Source organism: Serratia sp. B501 (assembly GCF_051172315.1).
In the GTDB taxonomy this organism is placed as follows: domain Bacteria; phylum Pseudomonadota; class Gammaproteobacteria; order Enterobacterales; family Enterobacteriaceae; genus Serratia; species Serratia ureilytica.
This window is the reverse complement of sequence record NZ_JBPIZB010000006.1, coordinates 123,302-140,544: the sequence shown is the minus strand read 5'-3', so window position 1 is coordinate 140,544 and position 17,243 is coordinate 123,302. Positions and strand designations below refer to the sequence as shown.

At 60.6% G+C, this 17,243-nt stretch carries 18 protein-coding genes; 3 read left to right on the top strand and 15 right to left on the bottom strand.

Going from position 1 to position 17,243, the window contains the following annotated elements; genetic code table 11:
* Positions 1-90 precede the first annotated feature (90 nt).
* The 11 genes from sseB to trmJ all read right to left on the bottom strand — a co-directional run bounded on the left by sseB (position 91) and on the right by trmJ (position 9,048).
* Complete coding sequence (sseB, locus tag ACSBQV_RS18380; RefSeq protein ID WP_033644091.1) at positions 91-921, bottom strand: enhanced serine sensitivity protein SseB; 831 nt, start codon at positions 919-921, stop codon at positions 91-93.
* A gap of 89 nt (positions 922-1,010) precedes the next feature.
* Entirely contained in the window at positions 1,011-2,306 is a 1,296-nt protein-coding gene (gene pepB / locus ACSBQV_RS18375) for an aminopeptidase PepB (RefSeq protein ID WP_044030667.1), read from the bottom strand.
* 223 nt (positions 2,307-2,529) lie between these two features.
* Positions 2,530-2,730, bottom strand: coding sequence for a Fe-S cluster assembly protein IscX (gene iscX / locus ACSBQV_RS18370; RefSeq protein ID WP_006327336.1), 201 nt, complete (start codon positions 2,728-2,730; stop codon positions 2,530-2,532).
* A 32-nt stretch (positions 2,731-2,762) separates the two neighbouring features.
* A complete protein-coding gene (fdx, locus tag ACSBQV_RS18365) occupies positions 2,763-3,098 on the bottom strand; it encodes an ISC system 2Fe-2S type ferredoxin (protein ID WP_004941417.1) in 336 nt (111 codons plus the stop codon).
* Positions 3,099-3,100: 2 nt separating this feature from the next.
* Positions 3,101-4,951, bottom strand: coding sequence for a Fe-S protein assembly chaperone HscA (hscA, locus tag ACSBQV_RS18360; RefSeq protein ID WP_033644093.1), 1,851 nt, complete (start codon positions 4,949-4,951; stop codon positions 3,101-3,103).
* A gap of 32 nt (positions 4,952-4,983) precedes the next feature.
* On the bottom strand, positions 4,984-5,505 hold the full coding sequence (hscB, locus tag ACSBQV_RS18355; RefSeq protein WP_033644094.1) for a co-chaperone HscB: 522 nt from the start codon (positions 5,503-5,505) through the stop codon (positions 4,984-4,986).
* 62 nt (positions 5,506-5,567) lie between these two features.
* A complete protein-coding gene (iscA, locus tag ACSBQV_RS18350; RefSeq protein ID WP_004941410.1) occupies positions 5,568-5,891 on the bottom strand; it encodes an iron-sulfur cluster assembly protein IscA in 324 nt (107 codons plus the stop codon).
* Between the two features lie 54 nt (positions 5,892-5,945).
* The gene (gene iscU / locus ACSBQV_RS18345) at positions 5,946-6,332 is read right to left on the bottom strand and encodes a Fe-S cluster assembly scaffold IscU (protein WP_004941408.1); all 387 of its coding nucleotides are present in this window, start codon (positions 6,330-6,332) and stop codon (positions 5,946-5,948) included.
* A 24-nt stretch (positions 6,333-6,356) separates the two neighbouring features.
* Positions 6,357-7,571, bottom strand: a complete 1,215-nt coding sequence (gene iscS / locus ACSBQV_RS18340) for a cysteine desulfurase (RefSeq protein ID WP_015378780.1) — start codon at positions 7,569-7,571, stop codon at positions 6,357-6,359.
* A 54-nt stretch (positions 7,572-7,625) separates the two neighbouring features.
* Positions 7,626-8,120 carry a Fe-S cluster assembly transcriptional regulator IscR gene (gene iscR, locus ACSBQV_RS18335; protein WP_004941404.1) on the bottom strand — a complete coding sequence of 165 codons (495 nt, stop codon included), beginning with the start codon at positions 8,118-8,120 and terminating at the stop codon, positions 7,626-7,628.
* A 193-nt stretch (positions 8,121-8,313) separates the two neighbouring features.
* Complete coding sequence (trmJ, locus tag ACSBQV_RS18330; protein WP_025303916.1) at positions 8,314-9,048, bottom strand: tRNA (cytosine(32)/uridine(32)-2'-O)-methyltransferase TrmJ; 735 nt, start codon at positions 9,046-9,048, stop codon at positions 8,314-8,316.
* Positions 9,049-9,167: 119 nt separating this feature from the next.
* On the opposite strand from trmJ, the gene suhB reads away from it, so the two are divergent.
* Positions 9,168-9,971, top strand: coding sequence for an inositol-1-monophosphatase (gene suhB, locus ACSBQV_RS18325; protein WP_033644096.1), 804 nt, complete (start codon positions 9,168-9,170; stop codon positions 9,969-9,971).
* 55 nt (positions 9,972-10,026) lie between these two features.
* On the opposite strand, the gene ACSBQV_RS18320 is transcribed toward suhB, so the two are convergent.
* The gene (locus ACSBQV_RS18320) at positions 10,027-11,049 is read right to left on the bottom strand and encodes a nickel/cobalt transporter (RefSeq protein WP_099782391.1); all 1,023 of its coding nucleotides are present in this window, start codon (positions 11,047-11,049) and stop codon (positions 10,027-10,029) included.
* Complete coding sequence (locus tag ACSBQV_RS18315) at positions 11,040-11,675, bottom strand: DUF1007 family protein (protein WP_046687657.1); 636 nt, start codon at positions 11,673-11,675, stop codon at positions 11,040-11,042. The genes ACSBQV_RS18320 and ACSBQV_RS18315 overlap by 10 nt, the downstream gene beginning before the upstream one ends.
* 181 nt (positions 11,676-11,856) lie before the next feature.
* Between ACSBQV_RS18315 and csiE the strand changes: the two genes are divergently transcribed.
* A complete protein-coding gene (csiE, locus tag ACSBQV_RS18310; protein WP_072627125.1) occupies positions 11,857-13,122 on the top strand; it encodes a stationary phase inducible protein CsiE in 1,266 nt (421 codons plus the stop codon).
* Here the strand turns inward: csiE and ACSBQV_RS18305 are convergent, their stop codons facing one another.
* Positions 13,123-14,268 (bottom strand): 3-phenylpropionate MFS transporter, encoded by a 1,146-nt coding sequence (locus ACSBQV_RS18305; protein ID WP_099782390.1) that lies wholly within the window; start codon positions 14,266-14,268, stop codon positions 13,123-13,125.
* A gap of 156 nt (positions 14,269-14,424) precedes the next feature.
* A complete protein-coding gene (gene glyA / locus ACSBQV_RS18300; protein ID WP_025303922.1) occupies positions 14,425-15,678 on the bottom strand; it encodes a serine hydroxymethyltransferase in 1,254 nt (417 codons plus the stop codon).
* Between the two features lie 357 nt (positions 15,679-16,035).
* On the opposite strand from glyA, the gene hmpA reads away from it, so the two are divergent.
* The gene (gene hmpA, locus ACSBQV_RS18295; RefSeq protein ID WP_099782389.1) at positions 16,036-17,226 is read left to right on the top strand and encodes an NO-inducible flavohemoprotein; all 1,191 of its coding nucleotides are present in this window, start codon (positions 16,036-16,038) and stop codon (positions 17,224-17,226) included.
* Positions 17,227-17,243 lie beyond the last annotated feature (17 nt).

Genomic DNA, 17,243 nt, shown 5'->3' with positions numbered 1-17,243 from the left:
TATGTGCGCCGTTAACGCTTGCCTACGGGAAAATCAACATTTCATTAAAAAAATATGATCTTCCTGCGGCATTTACGACAACGCGCCGCGTTACTGGGTTTTGTCAGTGGACGGGATCAAATTGCGCAGCCAGCTGCCCCAGCGGCGCTGATAAAACGGCTGCGTATGGGCGATCAGGTAGTGGCTGATGCCGCGCTCTTTCTCCGACACCAGGCAGAAATCGACCGGTTCGTCATTCGGCGCCGTTTCGCTGGCGACGCTGCCGGCCTCGTTGATCAACGCCTCGATCTCCGCCGGTTCTGCATCCACTTCCAGCCCGATCAGCAGATTCGGCTTCTCGTCCGCCGCCTGGTCGTGCATCAGCGCCAGAAACGCGCGGCGCACCGGTTTGCGCTGGCTGAACAGCGTGGTCAGCGCATCCACCATCGCCGACGGGTACTCTTCGGGCTGCCCCAACAGGATTTGGGTCTCTTTGTCGACGTAATGCTCAACCGGTTTGACGACGCCGCCGGTCGCCAGCAGCATCGCCACCTCTTCCGGGTAGAACTCTTTGCCGTATTCCGCCTTCGGGTTGAGGAACAGATCCGCGCCCTGGGTGATTTCAAACAGCACCCGAGCCGGCATGGCGATGAACGGCTGTTCGTCCTCAACGGCCTTCTGCAACGCTTCCAGCGAGGTGAAGAACGGAATGATGCTGCCGCCGTCCTGCTTTTCCCAATGCTGGATATTGACCGGCGTATCCGCGTTCAGCGTAATGTCGCCGTCCTGCTGCACCTGCTCGCTGTCGCCGAGGATCAGCACCGTGGCGTCGAGCAGTTCACGGAAGAACGCCGGACGGTGGGCCGGCTCCGTCACCGCCAGCTTCAGCAGGCGTTCAAGCTCGTTCTCGCTCGGGGCGGCATCGTGATGATGGGAACTCATGGCAAACTCCAGGGATCAAATAGCGAGGCCCAGCATGCTGGGCCCCGAAGATAATGCGCATTCTAGCGCCCGACGCGGCGGGCGTTCAATTATTTGGCTTTGCTCAGCAAGAGATTGGCCAGGGTGCGCACGCCCAAACCGGTCGCGCCGGCCGACCACTGATCCACCGCGCCTTTGCGGTAGGTGGCGGAGCAGTCGATGTGCAGCCAGCCCTGTTGGTAATTCTTGACGAAGTGCGACAGGAAGGCCGCCGCAGTGCTGGCGCCGGCGGTATAAGCCGGGCCGGCCACGTTGTTCAGCTCGGCGAAGTTGGACGGCAGCTGGCTGCGGTGGAATTCGGCCAGCGGCAGACGCCAGAACGGCTCTTGCTCGGCGGCGGCGCTGCTCAGCAGCTCCTGCGCCAGCGCATCGTCAAAGCTGAACAGCGCGTGATAGTCGTTGCCTACCGCGGTTTTGGCCGCGCCGGTCAGGGTGGCGCAGTCGATAATCAGCTGCGGGTTCTGCTCGGCGGCATCGATCAGGCCGTCGGCCAGCACCAGGCGCCCTTCCGCATCGGTGTTCATCACCTCAACGGTTTTGCCGTTGCGGTAGCGAATGATGTCGCCCAGTTTGAAGGCGTTGCCACTGACCATGTTGTCGGCGCAGCACAGGTACAGCTTCACGCGCTGCTTCAGACCGCGCGCCGCCGCCAGCGCCAGGGCGCCGGTGATGGTGGCCGCGCCGCCCATGTCGGATTTCATCGAATCCATGAAGGCGCTCTGCTTCAGGCTGTAGCCGCCGCTGTCGAAAGTGATGCCCTTGCCGACCAGGCAAGCGAACACCGGCGCATCCGGGTTACCGGTCGGGTTGAAGTCCAATGCCAGCAGCACCGGCGGACGTTCGGAGCCGCGGCCGACGGTGTGGATGCCGGCATAGTTCTGCTCGCGCAGATCTTCGCCCTTGGTGATGCGGTAGCTGACGGCATCGCAGCCGACGTCGCACATCAGATCGACGGCGCGGGTCGCCAGTTGCTCCGGCCCCAGCTCTTCCGCCGGCATGTTGATGGTGTCGCGCACCCAGTCGACGATCTTCAGGCGCTTATCCAGCTCCTGACGCGCGGCTTCCGGCAGTTCGGCCCATTCGACGTTGCGCTGCCCTTTCGGCCCGCGATAGCCTTGCCAGAACGCCCAGCTGTTTTCCAAATCCCAACCGTCGCCGGCCAGCTTGACGTTTTTGATGCCCTGGCCGTCAATTTTGCGGCCCGCGCGCTGGATCGCGCCCAGCTTGTCGGCGCCGGTCAGGTGGATGGTCATCCCTTCGCCGTTGGTGCTCAGCAGCGCTTTCTCGCCCCAGCGGGCGTCGGCAGGTTGTTGCGACAGCGTGACCTGCATGAATTCTGTTGTCATAGCCTTCTTACTCCGGATGTTCCCTTTATTATTTCATTAGGGCTTTATTGCATACCCTATGGATTTCAAATTGCAGCTAGGCGCCCAGCGATCTCATCCCCAGGAGCTTACTCAGGTAAGTGACTGGGGTGTGATCGTGCAGGTAACAACGCTGCGGTTTGAAAGACGACGGGTATGTCGGATACAAAATAAACGGGCCGCCCATGGCAGCCCGTTACGCTATTTACTCCGCTTCATCTAACCAGACCAGCAGGATCGCTTCCAGTATTTTTTCGTTGGAAGCCTGTGGATCGTCATCGAACTCTTCCAGATCGCAGATCCACTGATGCATGTCGGTAAAACGCACGGTTTTCGGATCGGTGTCCGGGTATTGGTCGTACAGGGCTTCGCCGATTTCACGGCTGTCGGTCCACTTCAGTCCCATTATGATCTCCGGGTTGACGCTGCGGCTAACAATTAATGCTCACGCGCGTGGTTGACGGTGTAGCGCGGCATTTCGACCACCAGATCTTCGTCGGCGACCAGCGCCTGGCAGCTCAGACGGCTTTCCGGCTCCAGCCCCCACGCTTTGTCCAGCATGTCGTCTTCCAGCTCGCTGCTCTCTTCCAGCGAATCGAAGCCTTCACGCACGATGCAGTGGCAGGTGGTGCAGGCGCAGGATTTCTCGCAGGCGTGCTCGATTTCAATGCCGTTGCGCAGCGCAACGTTGAGGATCGACTCCCCTTTTTCGGCTTCCAGAACCGCCCCTTCCGGGCAAAGGTCTTGATGGGGCAGGAAAACAATTTTAGGCATGGTTAAACCTCATCCACAGAATGGCCAGCCAGCGCGCGGCGAATGGAAGCGTCCATGCGGCGCGCGGCAAAATCTTGCGTTTGTGCATCTAATGTTTTGATGGCGTCTTCGATAGCGGCGGGGTCTTCACCCTGCGCCGCCTGCTGCAACGCCTGGGTCGCGGCGGCGATCGCCTGGCTTTCCGCCTCGCTCAGCAGCGCGGCGTCGGTAGCCAGCGCGCCCTGCAGGCTTTCCAGCACCCGCGCGGCTTCCACGCGTTGCTCCGCCAGCTTGCGCGCGCCCACGTCGCTTTGCGCGTTGGCCATCGAATCCTTGATCATGCCGGCGATTTCGCTGTCCGACAGGCCGTACGACGGCTTGACCTGGATCGAGGCTTCCACGCCGGTGGATTTCTCCATCGCGGTGACGCTCAGCAGGCCGTCGGCATCCACCTGGAAGGTGACGCGAATGTGCGCGCCCCCGGCAGGCAATGGCGGCAGGCCGCGCAGCGTGAAGCGCGCCAGCGAACGGCAATCCTGCACCAGCTCGCGCTCGCCCTGCAGCACGTGGATCATCATCGCGCTCTGGCCGTCTTTAAAGGTGGTGAACTCCTGCGCGCGCGCCACCGGAATGGTGGTGTTGCGCGGGATCACTTTCTCCACCAGGCCGCCCATGGTTTCGAGGCCCAGCGACAGCGGGATCACGTCCAGCAGCAGCATGTCGCTGTCCGGCTTGTTGCCCACCAGAATGTCGGCCTGGATCGCGGCGCCGATGGCGACCACTTTATCCGGATCGATCGACGTCAGCGGCGTGCGGCCGAAGAAGGCGCCCACCTGCTCACGCACCAGCGGCACTCGGGTGGAACCGCCGACCATCACCGCTTCCAGCACCTCGTCGGCGGCGACGCCGGCGTCTTTCAGCGCGCGGCGGCAGGCCATCAGCGTGCGTTTCACCAACGGAGCGATCAGCGCTTCAAACTGGGCGCGGGTCACTTCACCCTGCCAGCCGGCCACCTCGACGCGCACGCTGTCGGCATCGCTCAACGCGATTTTGGCGGCGATGGCGGCATCCAGCAGTTGGCGCTGCACGCCGTGGTCGCTGCGATCGGCCACGCCGGCCTGCTCGCGCAGCCAGTCGGCCAACAGGTGATCGAAGTCGTCGCCGCCCAGTGCGGAATCGCCGCCGGTGGCCAGCACTTCAAACACGCCGCGGCTGAGGCGCAGAATGGAGATATCAAAGGTGCCGCCGCCCAGATCGTAAACCGCGATCACCCCTTCCTGGCCGGAATCCAGCCCATAGGCGATCGCGGCCGCAGTGGGTTCGTTCAACAGACGCAGAACGTGCAGGCCGGCCAGACGCGCCGCGTCTTTGGTGCCCTGGCGCTGCGCGTCGTCGAAGTAAGCGGGAACGGTGATCACGACGCCATCCAGCTCGCCTTCCAGCGCCGCTTGCGCGCGCGCGGACAGGGCTCGCAGGATATCGGCGGAGACGCCGACCGGGTTAACCGCGCCGGCGGCGGTGACGATCAGCGGCAGGCCGTTGTCGCTGGCTTGGAATTGGTACGGCAGGTTCGGGTAACGTTGCTGCACGTCCGCCAACGAGCGGCCCATCATGCGTTTGATGGAGCTGACGGTATTGGCCGGATCCTGCGCCGCCTGTTGGCGCGCCTCCCAGCCGACGCGCTGCGCGTCCGCCTGATAATGCACTACCGAAGGCAGCAAATGGCGACCCTGTTCGTCGGCCAGCGTTTCCGCTTGCCCGCTGCGCACCGTGGCGACCAGCGAGTTGGTGGTGCCCAAGTCGATGCCGGCGGCCAGACGTCGCTGGTGCGGCGCGGCGCTGAGGCCAGGCTCACTAATTTGTAATAAGGCCATGTTGAAGCTTCCACAATCAGAATCAGAAGGTGTTACTCAAAACCCAGCAGTTTTTCTTCGAGTTGTTCAACCTGTTGCTGGAGTTTGTCCAAGAAGCGCAGCTTGCGCACAGTATCGGCGGCGTCCGCCCACTGTTCACTGTCCAACTGCTGCAGCATCAGCGCGCTGCGCTGTTTGACCGAGGCGGCCAGCCGCGCGCCGAAATCGGCCAGCAAGCTTTCCGCCTCCGGCTTGCGCTCAATGGCGTCGAGCTCTTCGCGCAGTTCCAGCTGTTCCATCAGGAACGCGGTGTCGCGCATCGTATGCTGTTCGTTGCCCAGATCGAAGCCGTGCAACGATAGCATATACTCCGCGCGTTTTAACGGGTGCTTCAGCGCCTGGTAGGCTTCGTTGATGGTCGCCGCCTGCTGCAACGCCATCAGGCGTTCGCGCTCCGGCTGGTTGGCGAAACGATCGGGGTGGAATTGGCGCTGCAGATCCTGGAAGCGGGACGCAAGCAGGCTGCCGTCCACGGTGTAGCGAACTGGCAGCCCGAATAAAGTAAAGTAATCCATAGCGTGCTCTGGGCGTTAGCGGATGAAGTTCCCCCGCCGAAACGGGGGAGCACGATGGACTGTCAGACGTTGAAACTCTCGCCGCAGCCGCACTCGCTTGAGACGTTCGGGTTGTTGAACTTGAAGCCTTCGTTCAGGCCTTCCTTAACGAAATCAAGCTCGGTGCCGTCAAGGTAGACCAGGCTCTTGCCGTCGATGATCACCTTGATGCCTTTGTCTTCAAATACGATGTCGTCATCGTTGGCTTCGTCAACAAATTCCAGCACGTACGCCATCCCGGAGCAGCCGGAAGTTCGCACTCCCAGACGCAGGCCGAGACCCTTGCCGCGGTTCGTCAAAAACGCCTGAACACGCTGCGCAGCGCTGTCGCTCATGGTAATAGACATCACAACCTCACACTTCACATCAAAGCCCGGCGCGGCCGGGCCGACTCAGACAAATTACTTGGCGCTATGCTTGCTCTTATAGTCGGCAATCGCTGCTTTGATGGCGTCTTCAGCCAGGATCGAGCAGTGAATTTTGACCGGCGGCAATTCCAGCTCTTCGGCGATCTGGGTGTTTTTGATCGCTTCAGCCTGATCGAGCGACTTGCCTTTCATCCATTCGGTCACCAGCGAGCTGGAGGCGATGGCTGAACCGCAGCCGTAAGTTTTAAAGCGCGCGTCTTCGATGATGCCTTCATCGTTAACCTTGATTTGCAGCTTCATCACGTCGCCGCAAGCCGGCGCCCCTACCATGCCGCTGCCGACGGTAGGATCTTCGTTGTCGAAAGAACCCACGTTGCGCGGGTTTTCATAATGATCGATTACTTTTTCGCTGTAAGCCATGACCTTGCTCCTGAAACCTGAGAATTAATGATGCGCCCATTCGATGCTGTTGATGTCCACGCCCTGCTTGAACATCTCCCACAGCGGGGACAGATCGCGCAGACGGCCGATGGATTTACGCACCAGTTGAATGGTGTAGTCGATCTCTTCTTCCGTGGTGAAACGCCCCAGGGAGAAACGGATCGAGCTGTGCGCCAATTCATCGCTCATGCCCAGCGCGCGCAGCACGTAGGACGGCTCGAGGCTGGCGGAGGTACAGGCTGAACCGGAAGAAACGGCCAGGTCTTTCAGCGCCATGATCAGCGACTCGCCTTCAACGTAGTTGAAGCTGACGTTCAGGATGTTCGGTGCGCCGTGCTCCAGATCGCCGTTCAGATACACTTCTTCCATATCTTTCACGCCGTTCCACAGACGATCGCGCAGGGTGCGCAGACGCGCCATCTCTTCGGTCATCTCTTCTTTGGCGATGCGATAAGCTTCGCCCATGCCGACGATCTGGTGGACAGGCAGGGTGCCGGAACGCATGCCGCGCTCGTGACCGCCGCCGTGCACCTGCGCTTCGATGCGGATACGCGGCTTGCGACGCACGTACAGCGCGCCGATGCCTTTCGGACCATAGATTTTGTGGCCGGAGAACGACATCAGGTCGACTTTCAGCTTGCTCAGATCGATAGGCAGTTTGCCCACGCTCTGGGTGGCGTCAACGTGGTAGATGATACCGCGCGCACGGCACATTTCGCCGATCGCTTCGATATCCTGCACCACGCCGATTTCGTTGTTGACGTGCATGATGGAGACCAGGATGGTGTCATCGCGCATCGCCGCTTCGAGATCCTGCAGGCTGATGATGCCGTTGCTCTGCGGCGCCAGATAGGTCACTTCAAACCCTTCGCGCTCCAGCTGACGGCAGGTGTCGAGCACGGCTTTGTGTTCGGTTTTGCTGGTGATGATGTGCTTGCCTTTTTTCTGGTAGAAATTGGCAGCGCCTTTGATCGCCAGGTTGTCGGATTCGGTCGCCCCGGAGGTGAAGACGATTTCGCGCGGATCGGCGCCCACCAGTTCGGCGATTTGGTTACGGGCGATGTCTACCGCCTCTTCCGCCTGCCAACCGAAACGGTGGGAACGGGAAGCCGGGTTGCCGAAAGTGCCGTCCAGGGTCAAAAACTGCATCATCTTCTCAGCAACGCGCGGGTCAACCGGCGTCGTTGCTGAGTAATCCAGATAAATCGGTAATTTCATTGCTCTTGTGCTCCGTACATCACTTCCAAAAACTAAAATAATTTCGCCAGCTGCTTATGCGCGCAGATTAACGTTGATAGTTTCTTGCGGACGACCGTTGGCCGTGCGGCGCGTATCGTTGTTTTGACGATCCGCCACCACCAGCACTTCCTGGTTGTTGACCAGTTCAGCCAGCGTAATGTTGTTCAGGAACCCGCTGATGCGCTCGCTCAGATCGCGCCACAGGGCGTGGGTCAAGCAGCGATCGCCGCCCTGACAGCCTTCTTTGCCCTGGCAACGGGTTGCATCTACCGATTCATCGACGGCAGTGATGACAGCGCCAACGGCGATCTCACCCGCGTCTTTACCCAGCAGATAACCACCGCCCGGACCGCGCACGCTGGCCACCAGGCCATTCTTGCGCAGACGGGAGAATAATTGTTCCAGATAAGAGAGCGAAATACCCTGGCGTTCGGAAATGTCCGCCAGTGGCACCGGCCCTTCCTGGGAATGCAGCGCTACGTCGAGCATAGCGGTTACGGCATAACGGCCTTTGGATGTCAGTCTCATAGCTCAATGGTTACCTGTTGGTCAAATATGGCCGAAAGTCTGACATTCCTGAGTAAAACAGTCAACTATTTAACCTAGTAATTAACTCAAGTATTAGCACGTTTTGAACTTAGTAAGAACAAAGGTATATAAAATACATGTTATAACCTTTGGATAACTAATACTATTGTCACTCACCGTTATGCCACATCAATTAATTACCTTGATGTTTATCCTGTTTCTCGATCGAGGTCAGCATGCCGCGCAGGATATTCAGCTCCTGCCCTTCCGGGCGTGCGCGGGTGAACAGCCGACGCAGGCGGCTCATCACCTGGCCCGGATGGGACGGGCGAATGAAGCCGGTACGCTGCAGCGTCTGCTCAAGGTGCTGATAGAAACGCTCAAGGTCGTCCACCAGCGGATACGGCGTCTCTTCCAGCTGTGGCGCGCCCGCCTGTTGGCGATCGAGGTAAGCCACGCGCACTTCGTACGCCAGGATCTGCACCGCCATCGCCAGGTTCAGCGAGCTGTAGTCCGGGTTGGCCGGAATGGCGACGTGGTAGTGGCACTTCTGCAATTCATCGTTGGTCAGCCCGACGCGTTCACGGCCGAACACCAGCGCCACCGGCGCGTGCTCGCCCTCGTGCACCGCGCGCACGCCGCATTCGCGCGGCTCCAGCATCGGCCACGGCAGGGTGCGAGAGCGCGCGCTGGTGCCCACCACCAGGCTACAGCCGGCGATGGCGTCATCGAGGGTATCGACGATAGTGGCGTTGCCGATCACGTCGCTGGCGCCGGCGGCCAGGGCGATGGCCTGAGAATCGGGTTTGATCAGCGGATTAACCAGATAAAGGTTGGTTAACCCCATGGTTTTCATGGCTCTGGCGGTCGAGCCCATGTTGCCGGTATGTGAAGTCTCTACCAGAACAATGCGGATATTGTGCAGCATACAAACTCTGAGCGTGGCGGAAAATCGCAGCATCTTAACACAGCCGTAGGCAATTTGCCGAACAGCTGCTATACTTCGCGCCGTTTCCTGTTCTTTAACATCCTAGTTGGAAGATACCCATGCATCCAATGCTGACTATCGCCGTGCGCGCTGCGCGCAAGGCCGGTAACCTGATTGCCAAAAACTACGAAACCCCGGACGCTGTAGAAGCGAGCCAGAAAGGGACCAATGACTTCGTCACCAACGTCGATCGCGATGCAGAGCATCTGATCATCGACGTCATCCGCAAGTCTTATCCGCAACACAGTATCGTGAGCGAAGAACGCGGTGAGCTGATCGGCGAAGATCGCGATGTGCAATGGGTGATCGATCCACTGGATGGCACTGCAAACTTCATCAAACGTTTCCCTCATTTCTCCGTTTCCATCGCCGTACGCATCAAAGGCCGCACTGAAGTGGCCGTGGTTTACGATCCGATGCGCAACGAACTGTTCACCGCCACGCGCGGTCAGGGCGCCCAGCTCAACGGTTACCGTCTGCGCGGCACCAACGCCAAAGATCTGGATGGCACCATCCTGGCGACCGGCTTCCCGTTCAAAGTCAAACAGCACGCAACGCCTTACATCAACATCGTCGGCAAGCTGTTCACCCAGTGCGCAGACTTCCGCCGCACCGGTTCCGCTGCGCTGGATCTGGCCTATGTGGCCGCCGGCCGCGTAGACGGTTTCTTCGAAATCGGCCTGAAGCCGTGGGACTTCGCCGCGGGCGAACTGCTGGTGCGTGAATCCGGCGGCCTGGTCACCGACTTCGTCGGCGGCCACAACCACTTCAGCTCCGGCAACGTGGTAGCAGGCAACCCGCGCGTCGTGAAAGCCATGCTGGCCACCATGCGCGAAGAACTGAGCGAAGCGCTGAAGCGTTAATCGCCAGAAGCGAATCGAAAAAAGCGCTGCCGATGCAGCGCTTTTTTTATGCCCGTCAGCGGGAGAAGGGGCGGATGCCGCCGCCGAATTCCGGCTGCGCGCTGACGTACAGCAACAGCCCGGCGGCCAACAGGATCAGGCCCCCGGCCAGCGCCAACGAGCCCCAGGCCACCGCGCTCCAGGCGGCGGGCGCACGCGAGCGGCTAAGGCGCACCGCCAGCCGTCGGCTGTAATGCACCAGCAGCGCCAGCATGGAGATGGTCAACGACGTGCCGAACGCCATCGCCAGCGCGGAGATCACTCCCCAGCCGAACACGCCGATCACCTTGGAGAACAGCAGCACCAAAATCGCCCCCGAACAGGGACGCATGCCCATCGCCAGCACGATGGCGGTCTGGGTGCGCCAATCGCTTCCCGCCTGCAGCTCGCTGTCGCTCGGCAGATGCCGGTGGCCGCAGCCGCAATCGGCGCTGTGCACATGCTCCGCCGCCAGCGGCGTCAGGCTGTTGATGCGCAGCGCCGGCGCCGGGCGCATCGCCTTGATCGCCGCAAACAGACGTTTCAGCGCGCGCCAACTCAGCAACACGCCAAGCAACATCACCAAAATAAAGCTGCCCTTCTCCAGCCAGAAGCTGCTTTGGTGAAGCTGGCGCGAAGAAAGCTGCAATACCACCAGCATCAGCGTAACCAGCGCGATCGCCACCCCGCCCTGCACCAGCGAAGCGGCGAAGGTCAGCTTAAGGCTGCTTTTCAGCCGCGCCGGGTGAGTGGCAAGATAGGTGGCGATCACCACTTTGCCGTGGCCGGGGCCGAGCGCATGCAAAACGCCATAGCCGAGGCTGAACAGCGTCAGCACCAACCCTGCCTGCTGCGGCGCGACCTTCACCTGCTGCAACAACCCCGCCATCTGCTGGTGCAGCGCTTTTTGCCATACCACGCTCTGCATCAGCAGCTGCGGCCAATAGTGCCACGCCAGCAGCGCGGCGGCCGCCAGCGCCAGCGTGAACGGCAGCAGCGGCCACAGGCCGAAAGCCCAGTGGCGCCGGTTTATCGTCGGTTGCGAGAGATTCAGCGACATTGCAGCGTCACCCGCTGGGCGAACTGCTGCCCCAGCGCCAGGTCTTCACCGGGCGAGTCGTTCTTGTCGAGCGATAGCGCATAGGCCTGCAGCGACGCATTCGGCTTCGGCGTCATCAGCTTGTAGCTGCACTGCTGCGCCATCTCCGGCGGCAAATGCAGCGCATTTTGGTCTTTATAGGTCATATCCACGAAATAAGTCGGATCGTAAGTAGAAAGCTCGAACGGCTTGCCCGCCAGCGGCTGCGGCTCGGCCAACGGCAGCACGAACTCCAGTACCGCCTGGTTGCCCTGGCGCGACAGGTGATATTCGCTGGGCAAGTTCAGGTATTTCACCGGCTTGCCGTCGCGGTAAAGGTCGGTGAAATAGTGCTGTCCCAGCACGTTGGCCATCACTTCCGCCGCCAGCTTTTTCCACACTTCCGAATCGCTCTTGGCGTTTTTCGCATCGTAGAGCAGATCCGCCGAGGTGATTTCATCCATCACCCACACCATTTTCAGGCCGACCAACCGCTGATCCTTGGCGACGAAGGTGGTGTTCATATCGATAAAGCTGTGCGGATGCGCGATCGCACCGGCGCTGAACACGGCGCCAAAGGCAGCCAAAAGTCGACGTAACTTCATCATTATCCTGCTTTACCTATATTTGTTATAACGTAACACAAATAAATGTCGAACGGCCCGCCTCTGCCGGCGATATTTGTGACGAAAGTTGTAAGCCGAAGTAAAAGCCGCGCGTTAACCCTGCCGCTACAAAGCCTTTTGCTATGCTTAGGCATAATCGCAACCTTTTATGCCGGAAGGTGATATGAGCCTGGACACCTCTCCCGTGCCTGAGCTCTCCGGACAACAACGGCGCTGCCATCTGCTGCTGATGCTGTACACGCCGGAGCCCGAGTTACAACTGGAGACCCTCAGCCGAATCAATGGCGTCGCCCCCCCGATAACCCGGCAAGATATAGCCGAGGTGGCCAGTGAAATCCAGCGTTTCCACCATCTGGAGATCGCCGTCGATCCCGACCATGGCTACCGATTGAGGGGCAGCGCGCTCAACCAACGCCTGTGCCTGCTCCATTGGCTAAGGCGAACCCTGCGCTGCAGCCCGCGGTTCGTCGAAGACGATTTCGCCCCGCGCCTGCGGCAAGCGCTGGCGGCCGATGCCGAGTTGACATCGCTGTTGGCCCAGGCGCTCGACGCCTGCGAGCCGCTGCTCAATCGTCACTTTGACGCGCGCGACCGCCAATTCCTGCAGCATTATCTGCTCTACTGCGCCTGGCAAAACCGCCTGCAGCAACACCCACGTTTCGACGCCGTTCAGCGCGACTGGCTGCGGCAAAAACCGGAGCAGCAAGCCGCCGCCTGGCTGCATCAGACCTGCAACCGGCTGTTTAACCAGCCGCCGCACGCGGACGAGCGCGATTTCCTGGCGCTGACCTTCACCCTGTTGAAAAGCCACAGCTACCACAGCAACGACTCGGCGCATGAGCAGCGGTTGATGACGGCGATCGACAGCATGGTCGAGCGGTTCCAGCAGCTGTCCGGCATGGCTTTCAGCAGCAAGGCGGAGCTGGTCAGCCAGCTGTTCGCCCATCTGGCGCCGGCGCTGGAGCGCTGCCGTTTCGCCATCGGCATCGACAATATGCTGCTGGAAGAAGTGGTGCGCAAATACCCGCGGCTGATGCGCACCACGCAGGAAGCGTTGAAACCGCTGGAGCAGGAGTACGGCGTGCATTTTTCCAACGAGGAGGCGGGCCTGGTGGCCATCAGCTTCGGCGCCTGGCTGATGCAGGACAACGCGCTGCAGGAAAAACAGGTGCTGCTGCTGACGCTGGATAACCCGCAGTTGGAAGAGGAAGTGGAATATCAGATCCGCGAGCTCACGCTGCTGCCGCTGAACATCAAGTATCTGCCGCTGAGCGACTATCTGTGCGGCGGAGCGCCGCAGGGCGTCACGTTGGTGATCACCCCCTACGCGGCGGTGCACAGCGCTCCGCACCCGCCGCTGATCTATACCGAACTGCCGCTGGAAAACCGCCAGCGCCAGGCCATCCGCGCGCTGCTGGAAGCCCCTTAATCACCGGCTGACGCTGACCGCCGGCGGCCGGATGAACAAGGCCGGCACCGCGACCGCCGCCATCACCCAGAACACCCCGCCCTGCCAATGTTCGAACAGGAACCCGGCAATGACCGTCATGACGGCGATACCGCCGCCCATCGCCAGCGCCGAATACACCGCCTGCAGTTGGATCACCTCTTGCCCCTGGCGCGCGGCGATAAAGCGCATCGCCGCCAGATGGCACACGGTGAAGGTGCCGCAGTGCAGGATTTGGATCAGCAGCAGCCACCCCAGCTCGGTGCTGTAGGCCATCAGGTTCCAGCGCAACACGCCGCAACAGGCGGAAAGCAGCAGCAGGTTGCGCGCATTCCAGCGGCGGAACAGCACGTTGCTGCTGGCGAAAATAATCACTTCCGCCACCACGCCCAGCGACCACAGATAACCGATGGTCGAGGCCGAATAGCCCGCCTCCTGCCAGTAAATGGAGCCGAAGCTGTAGTAGCCGGCGTGCGCGCCCTGCAGCAGCGTGACGCACAACAGGAAGCGCCACACCGGCCCTTCTTTCAACAGCGCCCACAGCGGACGCTCGGCCCCGCCGTGCGTGCGCGCTTCGCCCTGCGGCATCACGCTCGGCTTCAGCAGCATGCCCAGCAGCATCGCCAGCACGCTGAGGATCAGGCTGTAGAGAATGGCGTTATGGCCCCACACCGCCACCAGTTGCCCGGTCAGCGCCGAGCCGATGACGAACGCCAGCGAGCCCCACAGCCGCACCCGGCCATAGTCCATGCGGATCTGCTTTTGCCAGGTGGCGGCCAGCGCGTCGGTCAGCGGCACCAGCGGCGAGAAGAACAGGTTGAACCCCGCTATCACCAGCATCAGCCAGCCCCAGCCGTTGCCGAAGCAGAAGCCAACCGCGAAAGCCAGGGTCAGCAGCGCCAGCAGGCGCAGCGCGGAAACCAGATGAGAGGGATCTTTAACGCGGGGAGCAATCAGTAAACTGCCGAGGAAGCGGGCCACCAAACCGGCGCCGAGCAATATGCCGATGGTTTCGGACGCGATGCCCTCGCCTTTCAGCCACACGCCCCAGAACGGTAAGAAAATGCCGTAGGAAAAAAAGTAGGTGAAATAACTGAGCGCGAGCCAACGCGTGGATTGCAGAACCATGATCCCTCCGGAGTGAGGGCAATACTTTGACAGAGCTCACACCTGCCCGCAATCTTCATTCCATGTCAATGCGTTAGAGTGCCAGACAGCTCACAGTTTGCCGCGAGCGGCCACAAAAAAACCCGCCGCAGCGGGTTTTTTCAGGCAAAAGCGGGATTATGCGTAAACCGGCAGGCGGGCGCAGATATCCAGCACTTTCTTCTTGGTGCGTTCGATGGTGGCTTCATCGTTGATGTTGTCCAGCACATCACAGATCCAACCGGCCAGTTCGCGCACGTCGGCTTCTTTGAAGCCGCGACGGGTCACGGCCGGGGTGCCGATACGCACGCCGGAGGTGACGAACGGGCTCTTCGGATCGTTCGGCACGCTGTTTTTGTTGACGGTGATGTTGGCGCGGCCCAGGGCGGCGTCCGCTTCTTTACCGGTCAGGTTTTTGTCGACCAGATCCAGCAGGAACAGGTGGTTATGGGTGCCGCCCGAGACCACTTTGTAGCCGCGCTGCAGGAACACGTCAACCATCGCCTTGGCATTGACCGCCACTTGCTGCTGGTAAACCTTGAACTCAGGCTCCATCGCTTCTTTCAGCGCCACCGCCTTGCCGGCGATCACGTGCATCAGCGGGCCGCCCTGGCCGCCAGGGAACACGGCGGAGTTCAGCTTCTTGTACAGCTCTTCGTCGCCGCCCTTCGCCAGGATCAGGCCGCCGCGCGGGCCCGCCAGGGTTTTGTGGGTGGTGGTGGTGACGATGTGCGCGTGCGGTACCGGGTTCGGGTACACGCCGGCGGCGATCAGGCCGGCCACGTGCGCCATGTCGACGAACAGATAAGCGCCGATGCTGTCGGCGATTTCGCGCATTTTGGCCCAGTCAACCACGCCGGAGTAAGCGGAGAAGCCGCCGATGATCATTTTCGGCTTGTGGGTTTGCGCCTGTTTGGCCAGATCGTCATAGTCGATTTGACCTTTGTCGTCGATGCCGTAAGGCACCACGTTATACAGTTTGCCGGACAGGTTAACCGGGGAACCGTGGGTCAGGTGGCCGCCGTGCGCCAGGTTCATGCCCAGAATGGTGTCACCCGGCTGCAGCAGCGCGGTGTAAACGGCGAAGTTAGCCTGGGAGCCGGAGTGCGGCTGCACGTTGGCGTAATCGGCGCCGAACAATTCTTTGGCGCGGTCGATAGCCAGCTGCTCAACGATATCCACGTATTCGCAGCCGCCGTAGTAACGCTTGCCCGGATAGCCTTCAGCGTATTTGTTGGTCAGCTGGGAACCCTGAGCCTGCATCACGCGCGGGCTGGTGTAGTTCTCAGACGCGATCAGCTCGATGTGCTCTTCCTGACGCACCACTTCCTGCTCCATGGCACGCCACAGTTCCGCATCGTAATCGGCAATGTTCATTTCACGCTTTAACATCCGGCATCTCCTGACTTAAATCAGCTAACTAAAAAATCACCAAATAACTACCCGTTTGGGTTCTGGGCCACAGTGTAAACCGTTTCGCCCCACCGAAGATAGGTCTTGACAGAGGTTTTTACGCAAACGATTGGCATAAGGCAGCGCAAGGCTTTGATCCGCTAAACGCCGCCGTTTATCAACGGACATTTCCTCATGCGAACGATGCGCTTTTTTCATGTTCTGTGAGCGCGATCGACGCCCGAAGAACACCGCAACGAAAACAAGGGTATTTACAAGCGGCGTGGAACTCAATAAGATGCATTTAAAATGCATCATTAAAATTCTCGTCAAGATCCCAACCCAAGGAGCGCTCCCATGCTGGATAGCCAAACCATCGCCACCGTTAAATCCACCCTTCCCCTGCTGGCTGCGACCGGGCCGAAGCTGACCGCCCACTTTTACGATCGCATGTTCGCGCACAACCCGGAATTGAAAGACATTTTCAACATGAGCAACCAGCGCAACGGCGATCAGCGTCAGGCGTTGTTCGACGCCATCTGCGCCTATGCCGCCAACATCGAGAACCTGGCGGCGCTGCTGCCGGCGGTGGAGCGCATCGCGCAGAAGCACACCAGCTTCAATATCCAGCCGGAACAATACCAAATCGTCGGCGGCCACCTGCTGGCGACGCTGGACGAAATGTTCAGCCCGGGTCAGGAAGTGTTGGACGCCTGGGGCAAAGCCTACGGCGTGCTGGCCAACGTGTTTATCCAGCGTGAAGAGCAGATTTATCAGCAGAGCGAAACCGACAACGGCGGCTGGCGCGATCTGCGCGCATTCCGCATCCTGAAGAAACAGCCGCAGAGCGACGTGATCTGCAGCTTCGTGCTGGCGCCGGTGGACGGCGGCCGGGTGGCGGACTTCAAACCGGGGCAATACCTGGCAGTCTACATCAAGCACGACAGCCTGGAGCATCAGGAAATTCGCCAGTACTCGCTGACCGCCTCACCGAACGGCGAGTTCTACCGCATCGCGGTGAAGCGTGAAGATCAGGGGAAAGTGTCCAACTACCTACACCGGCAGGCGCAGGAAGGCGACGTGATCGACATCGCCCCGCCGCACGGCGACTTCTTCCTCGACGTGGCGCCGACCACGCCGGTGGCGCTGATCTCCGCCGGCGTCGGCCAAACCCCGATGCTCGGCATGCTCAACAGCCTGCACGACAGCCAACACCAGGCGCCGGTCCACTGGCTGCACGCGGCGGAAAACGGCAGCGTGCATGCCTTTGCCGAGGAAGTGGCGGATATTGCCGGGCGCATGCCGAATCTTAGCCGCCATGTGTGGTACCGCGAGCCGGGCGCCGATGACGTGGAAGGCCGCGACTACCACAGCCGCGGATTGATGGATTTGAGCGCGCTGCAAGGCAGCCTGGCCGATCCGCAGATGCACTATTACTTCTGCGGCCCGGTGGCCTTCATGCAGTTCGTGGGCAAACAGTTGCTGGAGATGGGCGTAGAGGCCGAACGCATCCACTACGAATGCTTCGGCCCGCATAAGGTGCTGTAATGCTTGCGGAGCGCGGC